This is a genomic window from Pseudorhodoferax sp. Leaf265, from assembly GCF_001422365.1.
Classification (GTDB): domain Bacteria; phylum Pseudomonadota; class Gammaproteobacteria; order Burkholderiales; family Burkholderiaceae_C; genus Pseudorhodoferax.
In genome coordinates this window covers 190,078-204,421 of the sequence record NZ_LMMT01000003.1, presented here as the reverse complement: position 1 = coordinate 204,421, position 14,344 = coordinate 190,078, and the positions used below count along the sequence as shown (strand labels likewise).

The following is a 14,344-nucleotide window of genomic DNA, read 5'->3' as shown; positions in this document are numbered from 1 at the left end:
ACGACTACCTCTACTGACTCCGTATGCCTAGTCATATGCACTGTCCTGTTCCTATCTCCAAAGATAAGCGACAGGACGGGGCCGGGGAATCAGGGGGCTATCTCAGGTCAATGGCGCCAAGTCGGCTGGCAAGGCGTGCGGGATGGACACCGACACGTTACGGCCGCACGGCCGGTCCACGACAAATAAAAGCACTGAGGCTGAAGGCCCTAAGCCCTTCAAGACTCTCAGAGACGTCATCGGCGCTCGCATGCCGCAGAGAACGTCGCCGCGATCTGCTCAGCAAGAGCAGGCCCCTGCCGGCTAAGTCGCCCCACCCGCACCTTCAACCGACATGACTCCGAACCAAGACCAGACCCTCGCCGCGCTTTCGCCGGACCCTCGCGACTCCACCACGCCAGCCCCGCTGGTCCCCAACACGGCCACGCGTACCCAGATCGCCCAGGACCGCGCCGCGCCTCTCCAGGCCGGCCTGACCCAGGACAGCCTGGTCGAGACGCTCGACGAGCCCGCCTGGTACGACGTGGCCGGCGCGGTCTTCATGACGGAGACCACCGTCATGCAGGCGGCCCTCGCCATGGGCGCCCGCGAAGGCATCGGGACCGACGAGACCGTGCCCCACGACTGGAACCTGTACAGCTACTACGGCCGCAACCGTGAGCAGTACAAGGACCTGGAGTGGCTCGTGCTGCGTGGGGAGTTCGACGGGATCCGTGGCGAGCGTGCGTTTCGCGCCAAGGCCCAGGTGGCCCGTGAGAACCTGCGACTCGCCGAGACCATCGAGAAGGGCGGCGTCGCCGGCCACATCGCCGGCATGGGGCTGTCCCTGTTCGACGTCACCAGCCTGATGTCCTTTGGGGCGCTGGCTCGCGCCGGCAAAGGCGCCTCGCTGCTGTCTCGGGCCACCCGTGGCGCCGCTGTGGGTCTCGGCGACAGCGCCGTCCAGGAAGGCGCCCTGCAGTACATGGACCCCACCCGCTCCCCCGAGGACGCCTTCATGTCCATCGGGACCGGCACGTTCCTCGGCGCCGGCCTGGGCTCCCTGTTCCATCATCTGCCGGCCGACAGCCGCCTCAACCCCGACCATCCCCAGAACCCCCTACGGCCCGACGTGCCCGACAACGCGGTCTCCGAGTTCAAGCTCGGCCAGACCCCGGAGGAAGGCGTGACCGTGGGGAATCGCTTCGGGTCCATGGGCGCCGCTGGCGTCGACGAGACCGCCACCGAGATGGCCACGGGCAAGGGCCTGGGCGGCATGGCCGACAAAGCCTTCGTCAAGATCCTGGGCCACGGCACGCCCGTCGCCCGCATGGCGCACTACCTGCCCGGCACGCGCACCGCCCTGACCCGCCTGGTCGACTTGGGTGGTCGCCTGACCCGCGCCATGGCCAACGGCCAGGCCCACGCGCCCGAGGCCGAATCACTGCGCACCCTGTACCTGCAGAAGGGTCGCGCCACGCAGACCGTGGCCACCGACAACTTCCGCAAGCTCAACATGAACCTGGGGCAGTCGGCCGCCGCCACTGCCGCCAACGACACCGCCTCGCGGATGACCGCCGGCCGCTGGGACCGCAACATGTTCCGCCGAGAGGCGTTCGACCGCATGGTGTTCGTGGAGCAGTCCAACCGGATGCTCGGCGAGCAGCGCAGCCAGGCCGAGATCGTCGGCCAGCTCCAGGCCCAGCACGGCATGTCGGAGGCGGACGCGAACATGGCCTATGGCCTGATCCGCGAGACCGCCAACAACAACATGGCGTACTACCAGGAGCTGTTCGACGAGGCCAAGAAGGTGGGCCTGGCCGAGGACGACGTGGCGAATCTCGGGGGCGCCTATGGCCTCCCCGTGCAGTACGTGCGCTCGGCGATCAACGAGGACCGCCAGGGCTTCAAGTCCGCGCTGTACCGGCTGCTGGTCGACGAGCCCGACGCCTCCTGGCTGGACGAGCACCTGCTGACCCTGGTCGACCACAAGACCGGCGCGGACGGCAAGGTGACCACCGAGCCCCGCTTCAAGTCCGTGGACGAGCTGCGGGCCGACCAGCAAGCCTGGACGGACACCCTTCAGACCTGGCGCGGTGACGCCGAGCGGGCCGCCCGGGACGCCGCCGAGGAAGCCTTCGAGTCCTCGCAGCGCAAGCTCTTCGCCGCCGCCGACGTCTTCAACGAGGCGAAGGTCGGTCTGAAGGCCATCGCCAAGGAGGTCAAGGCCCAGAGCGCCAAGGCCATGAAGCTGCAGGCCCGCGCGGCCGAGGCGGACTGGCACGGCCGCAATGTCGGCTACGCCGTGGCGCGGGTCGAGAAGGCCGAGGCCAAGATCGCCGACCTGGAGCGCCGGGCCGGCGGGGATCCCCTGGACCTGGCCGGTGGCCTGCAGCGATCCCTGGACGACACCGGGACCGCCATCGACTCGGCCTTCGCCGACGCCAGCGCCGCCAGCGGCACCGCCCGCGAGGCGGACAGCCTGGTGCAGCGCCTGCGTGGCGAGAAGGATCCGCTGCTCGAACAGCGCCGCGCCAACGTCGACCCCGGCATCGCCCAGGCCCACATCGACCAGATCAACCAGGAGCTGAAGGTCGCCCGCGCCGAACGCGAGCAGGCCCAGCGAGACCTGGCGGAAGCCCGTGGTCGCCTGGACCAGGCCGCCGCCGAGCAGGCCGAGCTGCAGGACTGGATGACCGCGACCGCCCGGGAGATCGAGCGGCACCGCAAGGCCTATGACGAGGCCGAACTGGGCGCGGGATACCGGGACGTCCTGGACGGCGACATGGACCGCATCCAGGTCCTGAAGCAGGCCGCCCACGACGCCGACCAGAACACCCGATTCCTGCGCGAGCAGATGAAGGTGATCAAGAAGGGCGTCAAGGTGACCGACGCCGAGCTGGACGCTGCGATCAAGGAGAGCCGCCAGGCCCGCCGGACTCGCCGCAAGCTGGAGGGCGCCACGCCGCTGTCGAAGTACATCGACGACCTGGTGAGCGCCATGTCCGGCCAGGACCGCTTCCCGGCAGGCCTGCTGCTCGACGACGTCCCCGAGACCGGCCGCTTCAAGGAGCGTCGCTTCAAGTGGACCAAGGAGCTGTGGCAGGGGATGGCCGACAAGGGCTTCGTGGAGTCGGACCTGGGTCTGCTCGCTGACCGCTACGCGCGGGACGTGGGCGGTCGCCTGGCCCTGCACAAGGCGCTGGATGGCCGCAAGCGGGCCGATGTCCTGCAGGACGTGCTCGACGAGTACGACGCCGCAGAGCGGGCCGCCAAGACCGAGAAGGAGCGCAAGCGCATCGTCGCCATGCGTCACGCAGCGGTCAAGGACGTCGAGGCCTCCATCAACCGGATCCTGGGCAAGCACGAGATCGGCGACGACGGGGCGATCCCCTGGCTGGCCGCCAAGCTCGGCAACCTGGGCTATATCCGCATCGCTGGCGGCATCGTGTTCACCGCGATGTCGGACATCGCCACGGCCATCGTCGCGGCGCCTGGGTTCATCTCCGGGGCCCGCAAGGCCGGCAAGGAGTACCAGGACATCCTGCGCCGCGCGTCGGCCGGCGACAAGGATGCGCTGCAGCTCCGCATGATCCTGGAGTCCTTCGAGTCCGGGGCCCACATGGCGTCGACCATCAACGCCAACGGCGGCGGGATGCGCGACCACATCGGCTTCGGCACCGGGACCACCCGGGCGGTCTCCGGGAAGATCGACAAGATGCTGGAGTTCACCGGCGAGCGCGTGAACGTGCTGTCGGGCCTGGCGGGTCTGTCGAACGCGGTGCGCCGCACGGCCGGCCTGGTGCAGCTCGCGAACATCCAGCGATGGGTCAAGGACTGGGACAACCTGTCCCCTGCCCAGCAGACGGACCTGGCCGCCATCGGCATCGGCAAGACCGAGGCCAAACGCATGGCGCAGCTCTTCGAGAAGCACGGGCGCGTCCCGGGCCAGATCGATGACGCCCAGCGGGCCCTGATGACGCCCGAGGAGATCGCGCACGCGGAGTCGTTCAAGAGCACGCTGTTCGATCCTGGGATGTCCAAGTGGGTCACCGAGCCCGATGGCGACTACATGGCGGACGTGCTGAACACGGCGCTGCTCAAGACCCAGCAACGGGCGAGCTACACGTCGGGCTTCGGCCACATGCCGCTCATGATGGACAAGGCCTACGGCAAGCTCTTCTTCCAGTTCCAGAGCTACGCCTTCCAGTTCACGAACAACTTCGTGCTCGCTGGGATGCAACGCGGCGCTGTGACCGGGGACTACCTGAAGCTGGCCACGGCCCTCGGGACCTCCTTCGCGATGGCCGGTGTGGTCTCGGCGATCCGTGCGCACATGCGCGGGGAAGACCCGGACACCTGGGACAACTCGAAGTGGGCCAACGAGATCGTGAGCCGCTCCGGGATCATGGGCTGGACCCAGCCGTACGCCGACGCGGCCATCAAGCTCTTCGGCAACAACGTCAACGAGATCCTGGGCGGCAGCTACTTGCAGCCGACCTCCAAGTTCCAACAGAACACCTGGGCCGAGTCCCTGCTGGGCCCCTGGTTCGGCACGTTCGGCCAGGGGTCCCGGGCCCTCGGGGATCTCGCAACGGGCGACCTGACCGCTGCGGGCGAGAAGGCCTTCAAGCTCATCCCGCTCAACCAGCAAATCAGTGTCGGCGGTCTCCTCCTGGAGGCCTTCAAGTAACCGGCGGCACACAACCCGCAGCGCATCGCAGGCTTCGGCCGGTGGTCGCTGCGGGGCTGCGGGGCTGCGGGGCTGCGGGGCTGCGGGGCTGCGGGGCTGCGGGGCTGCGGCCAGCAAATTAAAAGCACTGAGGTAGATGCCCACCCCATAAGTCTTGGACTCTGTCCCGTGGTCGCATCCAGCCTCGGATAAAAAGCACTGAGGTAGTCCAGGATGTCCCCCATACCTCTATGAGAGGCTGGCGATCATTGCGATCCCAGTGACTCACTGGGACGTCCTGGACCATCAAAGATGGGGTACCGCTAGATCCAGCAACAAGGACAACGAGGGACACCACAGGCCTCTCAGGCCGCCCCTGCGTCCACCACGGCAGCCCAGCGCTCCCGTTCCCCCCACCTATCTCGTGCAGTCCTGCACCACCTCAACGGCCATCGTGGAGGCGGGCGCCATCGCGCCAATCACCACATCACCAATTCATCAATGAAGACCCTATACATCCTGCGCGACCACGTGGTTCAGATCACGCTGGCGGCTGACCTGGTGCGCACTGCGTACCCCGGCGCCACCGCCGTTGAAGTTTCCGACGACTATGTGACTTCCGTGGGGGCTACCTACGTCTTGCCAGTCACGGCGCGCCCTGCGACAGAGCAAGATCGACTGAACTGGTCCACGAGGACGCTGCCGAACAAGGAGGCCCTGCATCTCCTGAACTCTCAACTGGCACGTGGAGTCCGCCTGCTCGAATGCCCGGCCACAGCGATTGTGGATGGCATCACCTACGAGCTGAACTCCGCATCCCCGCGTCAGTTCGTCGCCGTGGGAACCGACCCGCGTGGTTACGGGATCAAGCCCAAGTTCCTCGTGCAGCCCCAACGACAGACCGTGCCAGCGGGGGCCAAGGTGCAGTTCAGCGTAGTCGTCCTGGCCGCAGCGAGTCTCCAGTGGCGCAAGAACGGCGCGAACATCTCCGGGGCTACCGGGGTAACCCTAGAAGTCGCCAGCGCGGCCGAGGCGGACTCCGGCGCAGCCTATGACTGCGTGGCGACCAACCCTGTCGGCAGCACGACCAGTGACCCGGCGATCTTGACGGTCGGGGCGGCCTCCGGGAACGGCACCACGCCCCCGGCGCCCTCTACGTCTCTCATGACCTTCGCCCGCCTGTCCTCCAACGGACAGCAGGCGACGAACACGGACAACTACACCCACTTCAACGACCGGCGCAGCGTCGTCAACCGGGCGGGTGTACCGGTCAACCAGATCGTTCTGCGGTTCTCCAACACTGCCGCCAACGGTGCCAGCCTGAACAACGGGTCGCAGCCTGTGACGATCTCCGTGGGCATCGGTCCCGAAAGCAGCGTCCAAGCCACCGGTGCGCTGACCCGCGCCCTGTTCCCCGGGGGCGGCAATACGTACACCCTGGCCCTGGGGAGGTCGTGGACACGCTGCCGGTCACGCTTGCGGCTGACATCGCCCACAACGCCGCCATGTGTGTCATGGTGCACAGCGCCTACACGACCGCACCGGCCCTGCTGAACGCCAGTTGCACCCCGGGAAGTCGGTCCACGGTGGACGTGAACGAAGGTGGCATCGGCATTGCCAGCAAGGCCAGCGGCGGCAGCATCACGGGCCGCTACCTAAATCGCCACATCAATGGTCCGATTGCCGTGTTCGCCACGCCTGTGGGCACGCCCACGCTCAAGAGCGTTGCCGTGTTCGGCGACTCCATCGCTGCCGGCGCCAACGACAGCACGACGGGCGGCGGCCTGACCGGCTTCATTCAGCGCTCCCTGGCAACCACGGCGGTCGGCGTGGCCTACAGCACGACGGCTCAGTCCGGGTACTCCTGGAACGCTGCGTTCAGCGGTAGCCCCAGCGACGACTTCATCCGCAAGGCGCAAATCATCAAGGACGGTGCGTACACGCACGCTCTGATGTGCCTGGGTGGCAACGACGTGAAGGACGGCGTGACGGCGGCCTCCATCCAGACGCGGATGCTGGCGGCCAAGGCATGGTTCCTGGCCCGGGGCATCAAGATGATCCCGATGACGGGCCTGCCGCGCACGAACAGCACGAACACCGGCGCCAACTCTTCGGACGCCGCCGGCGCGATGACCGAGTACCTGCAGATGAACGACAACATCCGCAACAACGTGGGCGGTGTCTCCGAGTTCGGTTACTTCGACCGGCATGTGGCGCTCGCCGACCCGGGCGACCCAACCCGCTGGCGGACGGACCTCGGCGGCAACGTGTACGACGCGGACGGTATCCATCTGACCACGCTGGGCCACACGACGCTTACGAACGCGCTGAGCGCCGCAGCGCCGACGCTGTTCACCTGAGCTGCAGACGACTTCAACCCCTTGCCCTTGGGATCAACCCGACATGCTGGCAAGTCCAAATTGAGTAGGCGTTCCCCGCGTAGCCCCCTCAATCCATTTGTCATGTGAGTCGCACTGTCGAAGGTGCTTGTCCCGCCCTGGGCGTTTGCCTGGGGCGGGTCTTTTTCCTTCGCGCGGCTCTCACCACCAAGAACCAGGCCATACGGCCACTGTGCGGCCCGGCGCTCTCCGGGATCACCTTCGACCATGTCAACAAACACTTACCACATCACCTTTCCCAGCATCCACGGCAGTACCGGCCGCGCCTTCGATGCAGAAGCGGATGCCCCCACCGAAGCCCTGGCAGTCCGCTCTGTCCTGGAGGCCTGCGCAAAGCAGGGAGTGACCCTCGACTACGTTGTTCTGTCGCATCTCCACGGACTTGACGGCGCATGGCTGGATGGTCTGCGCCTCAATGGCTGCAAGGTCGAAGACTCCGATCTTTCCGGCGCCAGTTGGCGAGCCGCGCGCATCAAGGGGACAACCTTCCGCAATGTGCTGGCGGACGGCCGTACTCATTTCGACGACAGTTTGATCTGGAACGTTGAGTTCGCCCACTGCACGATGAATGGTCTGCACGCGCCGCGCCTCAATGGAATCTCGGTGCACTTCAATCAATGCAACATGGATCGCTGGGACGTCACGGACGGACGGCTTGCTGACCTGAAGGTCTTCAACACCTCTTGCTCCGGGTGGAAGGCCGCCATGGCCACCTTCCGTCACTGTGACCAATTCACGAGCATCCTCGCCGCATCTGACCTCACGGAGCCCCAACGCGCCGCCGTCCGCGCGATGTCAGCATCGAACGGCGACCGGCTATCGGCCCAGGCATTCGCCGACGTTATTGAAGCCCAGTTGACCTCAGCGAACAAGTAAGCCGGGAAGGACAAAAACATGAGCAAGAAACTTGTTGGCGCCTCGGTGCGCTTGTTCGGTGGCGCCGGAAACTCGGCTATTCAACGCGAGACCATCGACACCGTCAACGGTGCGATCCTCGCCGGAACCGAGGGCGCCCGTGCCTATCTCGAACTCAAGGCGTGGGTTGATCCTTTGACGGCAATCGCGAACGGCATTCAGAACATGTCGTTCGACAAGCCCCAGCTGATCGCCGACATCGTCGAGTTGATCCCGCGTCTCCCCGAGTCTGCCAGCGGCATTCGGGCGAATTTGCAAGACCTCAGTGAGGCTCTGCAAGGCCGGCTGTCCAACCATTGCGGAATGAATTTTCCGGATGCCGGAGCAGCATTCGCTACGCATGTGGTGAACCTGCGTTCACATGTGGATCGCGTGACGTTCCAGCTCTACTGCGTGTTGGGCGACGCGCCCCGTCCGCCTAACCCCCTAGCGGTCAAACCCCTGGAGCGTGCCGTTTCGCGAGGCACCTGGCATTACGCAGACGGAGACTACTGATGCCATTACCCCCCGCGCCCGTCCACGTTCATCACGCAGTCGCTGCGCCCACCAAGTACCAGGGCCTGTACGACACGCCGGAGAACGCCGCGCTGATCGAGCGCTTCGTGAACGCCGCCGACACATTCGAGATCGTCAACGGTCGCGCGGTTTCGGTGCGCAACCCCGACACCGGCCAGCCGATCCCTGGCTCCCGCTACTTCTGACCTACCACGATGCCAAGCTTCATCTACTACGGTGTCCAGCACCGGGGCGCCAAGAAGATCGTCACGAGCGTGCACGATACCTGGGCCCACGACTCCACCATCTCGCAGAACCTTACCCTTCGCGTGCAAGGGCAACCGTGGGATCCATTCAAGCCCGGCTTTGGTGCTGATGCATCCCGGTCCCCCGAAGAGCGCATCGTGCTCGCAGCGACCCAATGCGGCGCCCAAGAGGTTTGGAAGTTCCAACTTCCCGCTGCGCCCGCTTCTGGCCCCTACGCTTCCGGCGTTCCCGCCTTCGACGACGCAGCGCAGAACAGCGGCACCCCGTTGGGCTACGGGCAAGTAGTAACGGGCGACATAGTGGCCCAAGTGGTCGGCGTGAACTCCCCGCTGCCCGCTGGCTCCGTCGTGGTCTCCTGGGGCCGCAATGACGGCCCCACCGCCAAGCCGGTGACCCCCTGGTCTAACTGACCCGCCTGGCCCCACGTCACGGGGCCCCTCTCGACTCCCCAACATCACCGCGCGTCCCCGTGCATCCCAGGTCCATAGCGACCTCGGGAGGCCTTCGCGCGACCACATCAATGACACCATGACCACCGCGACCACATCGACCCCTATGGCCCGCAGGCGCATCCGCCGCAAGCGCCCGCCAGTGCTGACCTATGCGCAGATCCTGGAACTGCACAGCGCCATGATCGGCCCGCCCCAGACACGCCCAACTCGCAAGGGCTTCATGGACGGCATCAAGTTGCCTGCAGGCGGCAAGCCGCGCCCCGGGGGCCGCCTGGCTAAGTTCAAGAGGATCGCGCCCATTTACGAGGGTGGCCTGGTCTTCGTCACCGTGCAGGGCTACGAGCATCGTCGCGCCGTCCTAACCGCCACGGTGTTCGCCAGGATCACCGGCCGCGATCCCTATGGTCCGTGGCTGACGCAAAGCCGCTGGTGGCTTGATGACGAAGGCCACATGCGTGCCTACAGCCACCACGAGCCGCAGCCTTCTACCGAGGGAGTCCTTGTGGCCGCTGCGATCCTCGGTGCTGTCGAGGGCGAGACAATCGAGGTGCCGGCGGATCCGTTCGACCTGCGTCTATCGGCGCTCAGGCGCCTGAACTGACCCGGCGGACATTGCACGGCGATAAGTGGTCGCCGGCCCGGTAATCTGAGCCCGCCTTGCCCGGAAACTTCTGTGTTCCATGATGCCCCCTGAAGTTCGTACGCTCCTGGATCGCTTCCGCGACGCGCTAGCGCACGTCCAACTCCCAGGCGAACTCGACGGCCTGGCTGTGGACCTGCTGGACCACCTCTTGGAATTGCACGATGGCGGCAGGCTGAGCCCGCCGTTCTTGAAGCTCGCAATGGAATCGTTCGAGGACGTCCCGCAGGTTGAACAGTTCGTCAGACCGCTCGCTCGGTTTGCCGAGCACCACTCGAAAGCTTTGGGGCATCGTGAGGCACAGCGCAGCGACGCGCTGCCATGGATCACCTCGTCGTACGCCGGCCTGGAGCCTAAGGGCGTGCTGGAGGGCATGGCGACCTCGGACGCCACGAAGCTACGCCCGAATTGAACGGGGCGCTCCTGGGGCCCTTTGCGGGGCTCTGGGAGGCATCGGGAGGTCTCGGGGAATCCCAGGGACACCCCGGCCTCATTTTTCTCCGGGAAATGCGTGAGCAGTGATCTTCCGCCCGCGCGAGCCAGGCGCCCCCCGTGGGGGCCCGGGTCTGGCCAGGCGAAGTCCACCTGGGCACCGGGGGCACGGGGGCCGCGCCAACCCGTCGCCGCGTCCCTCCAGCAGGCCCTGCCCCTGCGATAGTCCCTCCAGTGAGCACCACGACAGCCCACGCCCCATAGGAGGAATGGGCCTGTGAGCATCGGATCATGCAAACGATGCGCAAGCCTTAGCGCCTAGGTGCCCTGGGCGTTCAAAGGGCATCGTGTCAACGCGCATTGACACAGTTGGCGGCACTTCGCGAGGCCACGCGCTCTAAGCCCATGATTCATATGGCAGCGGCGGGGGTTTCAAACCTTCCTCGCTTCAGCCCTGCGAGCGCTGCGAGGCGCGAGGCCGATACCCCACCCAATAGCGGAGGCCGTGCATGGCCTACAGGCTGGCCCCTGCGACGTCCTGGGCCCCCCTGCCCGCCTCTCCCATCTTCGTGCAGTGACGCCGATGGCGCATGCGTCCGCCTTTGTGCGAGCGCGTGCACTTCCGCGCCACTGCTTCCTATGCAAACAGTGCGAGCCCGCTGCGACTCCCTGTGCCCCTTCCCACCGCCTGCGACACGCAGCGCATCCCAACGCCGGCCCCTGGCCGCGCACCACATCGCCGTGCGACAGGGCAATCTACATGTCATCCAAGAACTGCAAGACCTGCGGCACTCACAAGCCGCTCACCGACTTCTACAGGCATCCCGCTGGCTACCACTTCGCAGCCTGTAAGGCCTGCTGCATTGCGGCCCGCAGCGCCCGCTATCGCGCCGGCCCCGAGCACGACAAGGCCCAGGCCAACGCCAGACTACGCAAGGATCCCCGGGTCCGCATGGCCGCTGCCGCCCGCAAGCGCGACCGCGAGAAGGGCTATGCGTCCGACATTCGTGCAGCGCACATCACGATCCCCAAGGTCTGCCCGATCCTTGGAATTCCCCTGGCGGCCCAGGCCGGCAAGCTGGGGCCGGGCTCACCCAGCATCGACCACATCGACCCGAAGCGCGGAGCCGTGTGGGGCAACTGGCGCGTCATCAGCGCCAGGGCGAACCAGATGAAGAAGAATCACACGGCCGAGAGTCTGGCCGAGTTCATCGAGCGCGTGGAGCACCCGGAGAGGTTCCCCGGGCGCCGCAAGGTGATCATGCGGGACACGGTGTCCCTAGAGGAGTACCGCGCTGTGTTGCGGTATCTCAGCGCACCACGGGAATGGACGGCGACCTAGTCGCGCTGCCCGGGTGCCGTGGCGGGTGCATCAGCGGCGCCCAACGCGCCGATCAGTATCCCCACAAGCGTGCGCTCCACGGCTATCCGCTTGCCTGGGTCCGTACTGCTGCCGGGATCTTGGGCCTCAATGACGCCCATGGCGGCCTGGGCCATCCCCAGAACATGCAACGAGTCCCAAGGCGTCCCGGCGGTCTTAGCGGCCTCGTGGCCAGCGATGACAACGGCGCGAACCAGCGGATGCCGCACAGCCTCGCCCAGAGTGAAGACCGACGCGGGCGCGTCGTGCGTCTGTTGGCTGGGGTCAACCTCATCAGACCTACGAAGGGCCACGCGCACCGGCCTGCGGGTAAGCAGCGCTAGCGTCTCGCCGTGGGCCATGGCTTCCGTCTTGAAGGCTGCTGCCGCGTCCTGCTCGAACGCGAAGCGCAGGGGCTCCGAAGAGTCACCGGCGCGGCCCACGACATACCTGTGACCCTCTGCGCCTCTCGGGGCGGACAGGTAGACCACGGGTACATACCGCATGTCTTTGCCTAGCGCCTCCAGCCAGACGGTCGGGCCGCCATCGGCGTCGGCGTCGAACCTGTTACGCGCCTCGCAGCGTAGATGCCGGCCGACCACGAGCGTCCGCTGGTTCAAGGACAAGCGGAGCCGATGCGAAAGGCCTTCACTCACGCCAAGGCGCCCTCTGCCAGCTCGACGAACCGGGCCAGGGCTTCAGCCTCTGCAACGCGAAGACCGTCCGCCAAATGCTCCGAAGACTTGATAGTGCAGACCGTGGCGTGCCAGTCGCCCGCCATGACCACTGCAAACCCCGGAATGCCCGGGCCGATCAACAGGGACATGAGCGGCCCAGGGCGGCCCAGCGAGCCCGCAGGCAGTTCCTCGACCGTCAGCGCCGCCCAGTGCTCCGAACAGTCATCTGTCGCCCCATAGTGCAGGTCGATGACACACTGAGTCGCTGCGGCGACGCGAACGCGCAGAGACTCCAGGGAATCGCGCAGGGCCGAAGGGAAGGCCGTCGCATCGTCAGCGGCACTGGTAACCAGATGGGTGGAAATTACGGGCATCTTGCGGCTCCAAAGTAGTTGAGGAGCTGCCACTGTAGCGAGGTTTGCTGCGTTTTTTGTAGCGTGAACTTGCCTATTTTTATGGCTCAGGCAGGTTCACTCATCCTTTGCGGCAACTAGTTCGAGCGGTCGGTTGGATCAGCGTATGCGGCCTTTGCAGGTCGCGAACAAGGCCGAGCGCGGTAGCAATCAGGGCGACGCCCGAGCTGACCATGAGCAGCAAGGAAATCGCCGACCTCGTAGACAAGCGCCACGACAGCGTGAAGCGCACCATTGACGCCCTCACTGACAAGGGGCTCGTCACGATCACACAAAGTGTGGAACCGACCCCAGGCGGCGGCAAGCCGCTGACTGTCTACCACGTCAACCAACGCGACAGCTACGTGGTCGTCGCGCAGTTGTCCCCGGAGTTCACCGCGCGTCTGGTGGACCGCTGGCAGCAGCAGGAGCGCGAGGCCGCAATGCCAGCCCCAGCGCCTGCGCTTGACCTCACATCCGTCGATAGCCTGCGCATGCTCGCGGGCACGCTGGCGTAAGTCTGGCGGTTGCAAGGGTGGGACTGGCCCTGCCTATTCGTTGGCCACCCTAGCGCAGCCATGCGTATGGGATGGGCTGGCCGCTTTGCTAAGCATTCCGCCCGGCCGTGGAAGACTCAATGCAAGCATCCCTACGCGGCGACGGAATGGCTGCGGTGAAATTTTTTGCACTCATCTGTTTTGATGATGACACAAAAATTGTGCTAGCCAACATAGTGGAGGAAGGAGTAGCTATGCTAAAGAATCCCTTTGTTTTATTCTGTGTCCTTGCCCTGAATGGCTGCGCATCAAACACACCTATTCCGAAGTCTTTAGGAGAGGGCCTCTCCGGCTATACATATATACCCCTTGACCCATTTGCGGTCAAGACAGTTCCCGGAGATAGCTGCCTAGAGACAAAAGCCGCTAATGGCGATCATTTACTCAACTCGTTTCCCGACAATGCAGTAAGAATGTTGGTTGAGCAAGTAGATGCCGGAGTCACCACCTCCTACGGGCTGATCAAAGCTTCAAGCAAAGGCGCCAAGTACCGCGTAACCGTCGACTATATAAACGCTGACACTGTAAACGAGAGATTCTACATCTCTGCGTATTGGATTACCCCCGACGGCGGGGAAAAAGACGTCAACCTCAATGCACCTGGAGTTCCACGCGAGATCCTCAATTACCGTGTCAAGCGAAGATCCCTCCACGAAATGGACGCCAGTAAAGCCGCGGCCGCAGGCCCCGGGGAATACAACATTCCCATTTACATTGGAGTTGGACTAAGGATAACCGCCAATATCACGGACTTATCTGGGAATGCAAATGTCTCCGGAATCGGAGTCTTGGGCGTTGAGGCAGACGCAAAAAATGTACGCGGCGATTTGGTGGTTCAGACGCTTGGAATCAATGGAAAGTCAATTTCCGCCGCACTCCCCATCCAAAATGAACTGAATCGAACCACTGCGCAGAATGCAATCGTCTCTGTAGCATCGATTAAAGCTCTGCTCTATGCCGGGGAAACAATAGTTTGGCCGCGAGTTGTGGGACTATATTTGCCACTTCCAGGCGACAAGGCGTTAGTCAATGCAATAATTTCCGAACTCTCAAAAGAACGAGTTAGCTGGAGTCGGCCCTGCAGCGAGGCGAAGAAACTACCCTAGA

The 14,344-nt window shown here is 64.9% G+C and carries 14 protein-coding genes; 12 read left to right on the top strand and 2 right to left on the bottom strand.

The window, feature by feature from the left end; genetic code table 11:
• Positions 1-334 precede the first annotated feature (334 nt).
• The 10 genes from ASF45_RS06235 (at position 335) to ASF45_RS06190 (ending at position 11,593) form a co-directional block, all read left to right on the top strand.
• Positions 335-4,672, top strand: a complete 4,338-nt coding sequence (locus ASF45_RS06235; protein ID WP_056658754.1) for a hypothetical protein — start codon at positions 335-337, stop codon at positions 4,670-4,672.
• Between the two features lie 480 nt (positions 4,673-5,152).
• On the top strand, positions 5,153-6,205 hold the full coding sequence (locus ASF45_RS06230) for a hypothetical protein (RefSeq protein ID WP_056658750.1): 1,053 nt from the start codon (positions 5,153-5,155) through the stop codon (positions 6,203-6,205).
• Positions 6,106-7,011, top strand: coding sequence for an SGNH/GDSL hydrolase family protein (locus ASF45_RS06225; RefSeq protein ID WP_156472869.1), 906 nt, complete (start codon positions 6,106-6,108; stop codon positions 7,009-7,011). The genes ASF45_RS06230 and ASF45_RS06225 overlap by 100 nt, the downstream gene beginning before the upstream one ends.
• 246 nt (positions 7,012-7,257) lie before the next feature.
• Complete coding sequence (locus ASF45_RS06220) at positions 7,258-7,926, top strand: hypothetical protein (protein ID WP_056658743.1); 669 nt, start codon at positions 7,258-7,260, stop codon at positions 7,924-7,926.
• A gap of 18 nt (positions 7,927-7,944) precedes the next feature.
• Entirely contained in the window at positions 7,945-8,460 is a 516-nt protein-coding gene (locus ASF45_RS06215) for a hypothetical protein (RefSeq protein WP_056658741.1), read from the top strand.
• The gene (locus tag ASF45_RS06210) at positions 8,460-8,666 is read left to right on the top strand and encodes a hypothetical protein (RefSeq protein WP_056658737.1); all 207 of its coding nucleotides are present in this window, start codon (positions 8,460-8,462) and stop codon (positions 8,664-8,666) included. Before ASF45_RS06215 ends, ASF45_RS06210 begins: the two co-directional genes overlap by 1 nt.
• 9 nt (positions 8,667-8,675) lie before the next feature.
• Positions 8,676-9,137 (top strand): hypothetical protein, encoded by a 462-nt coding sequence (locus tag ASF45_RS06205; protein WP_056658735.1) that lies wholly within the window; start codon positions 8,676-8,678, stop codon positions 9,135-9,137.
• A gap of 118 nt (positions 9,138-9,255) precedes the next feature.
• Positions 9,256-9,780 carry a hypothetical protein gene (locus ASF45_RS06200; RefSeq protein WP_056658732.1) on the top strand — a complete coding sequence of 175 codons (525 nt, stop codon included), beginning with the start codon at positions 9,256-9,258 and terminating at the stop codon, positions 9,778-9,780.
• Positions 9,781-9,859: 79 nt separating this feature from the next.
• Entirely contained in the window at positions 9,860-10,231 is a 372-nt protein-coding gene (locus ASF45_RS06195; protein WP_056658728.1) for a hypothetical protein, read from the top strand.
• A gap of 780 nt (positions 10,232-11,011) precedes the next feature.
• Positions 11,012-11,593: a hypothetical protein gene (locus ASF45_RS06190; RefSeq protein WP_056658725.1), complete on the top strand. Its 582-nt coding sequence runs from the start codon at positions 11,012-11,014 to the stop codon at positions 11,591-11,593.
• On the opposite strand, the gene ASF45_RS06185 is transcribed toward ASF45_RS06190, so the two are convergent.
• Positions 11,590-12,237, bottom strand: a complete 648-nt coding sequence (locus ASF45_RS06185; RefSeq protein ID WP_056658722.1) for a hypothetical protein — start codon at positions 12,235-12,237, stop codon at positions 11,590-11,592. The genes ASF45_RS06190 and ASF45_RS06185 overlap by 4 nt on opposite strands.
• Positions 12,238-12,263: 26 nt before the next feature.
• Positions 12,264-12,662, bottom strand: coding sequence for a hypothetical protein (locus ASF45_RS06180; RefSeq protein ID WP_056658720.1), 399 nt, complete (start codon positions 12,660-12,662; stop codon positions 12,264-12,266).
• 212 nt (positions 12,663-12,874) lie between these two features.
• Here ASF45_RS06180 and ASF45_RS06175 point away from each other — a divergent pair, with 212 nt between their 5' ends.
• Complete coding sequence (locus ASF45_RS06175) at positions 12,875-13,198, top strand: Rha family transcriptional regulator (protein ID WP_056658717.1); 324 nt, start codon at positions 12,875-12,877, stop codon at positions 13,196-13,198.
• A 119-nt stretch (positions 13,199-13,317) separates the two neighbouring features.
• Complete coding sequence (locus tag ASF45_RS35065) at positions 13,318-14,343, top strand: hypothetical protein (protein WP_156472868.1); 1,026 nt, start codon at positions 13,318-13,320, stop codon at positions 14,341-14,343.
• The last annotated feature ends 1 nt before the right edge of the window (position 14,344 follow it).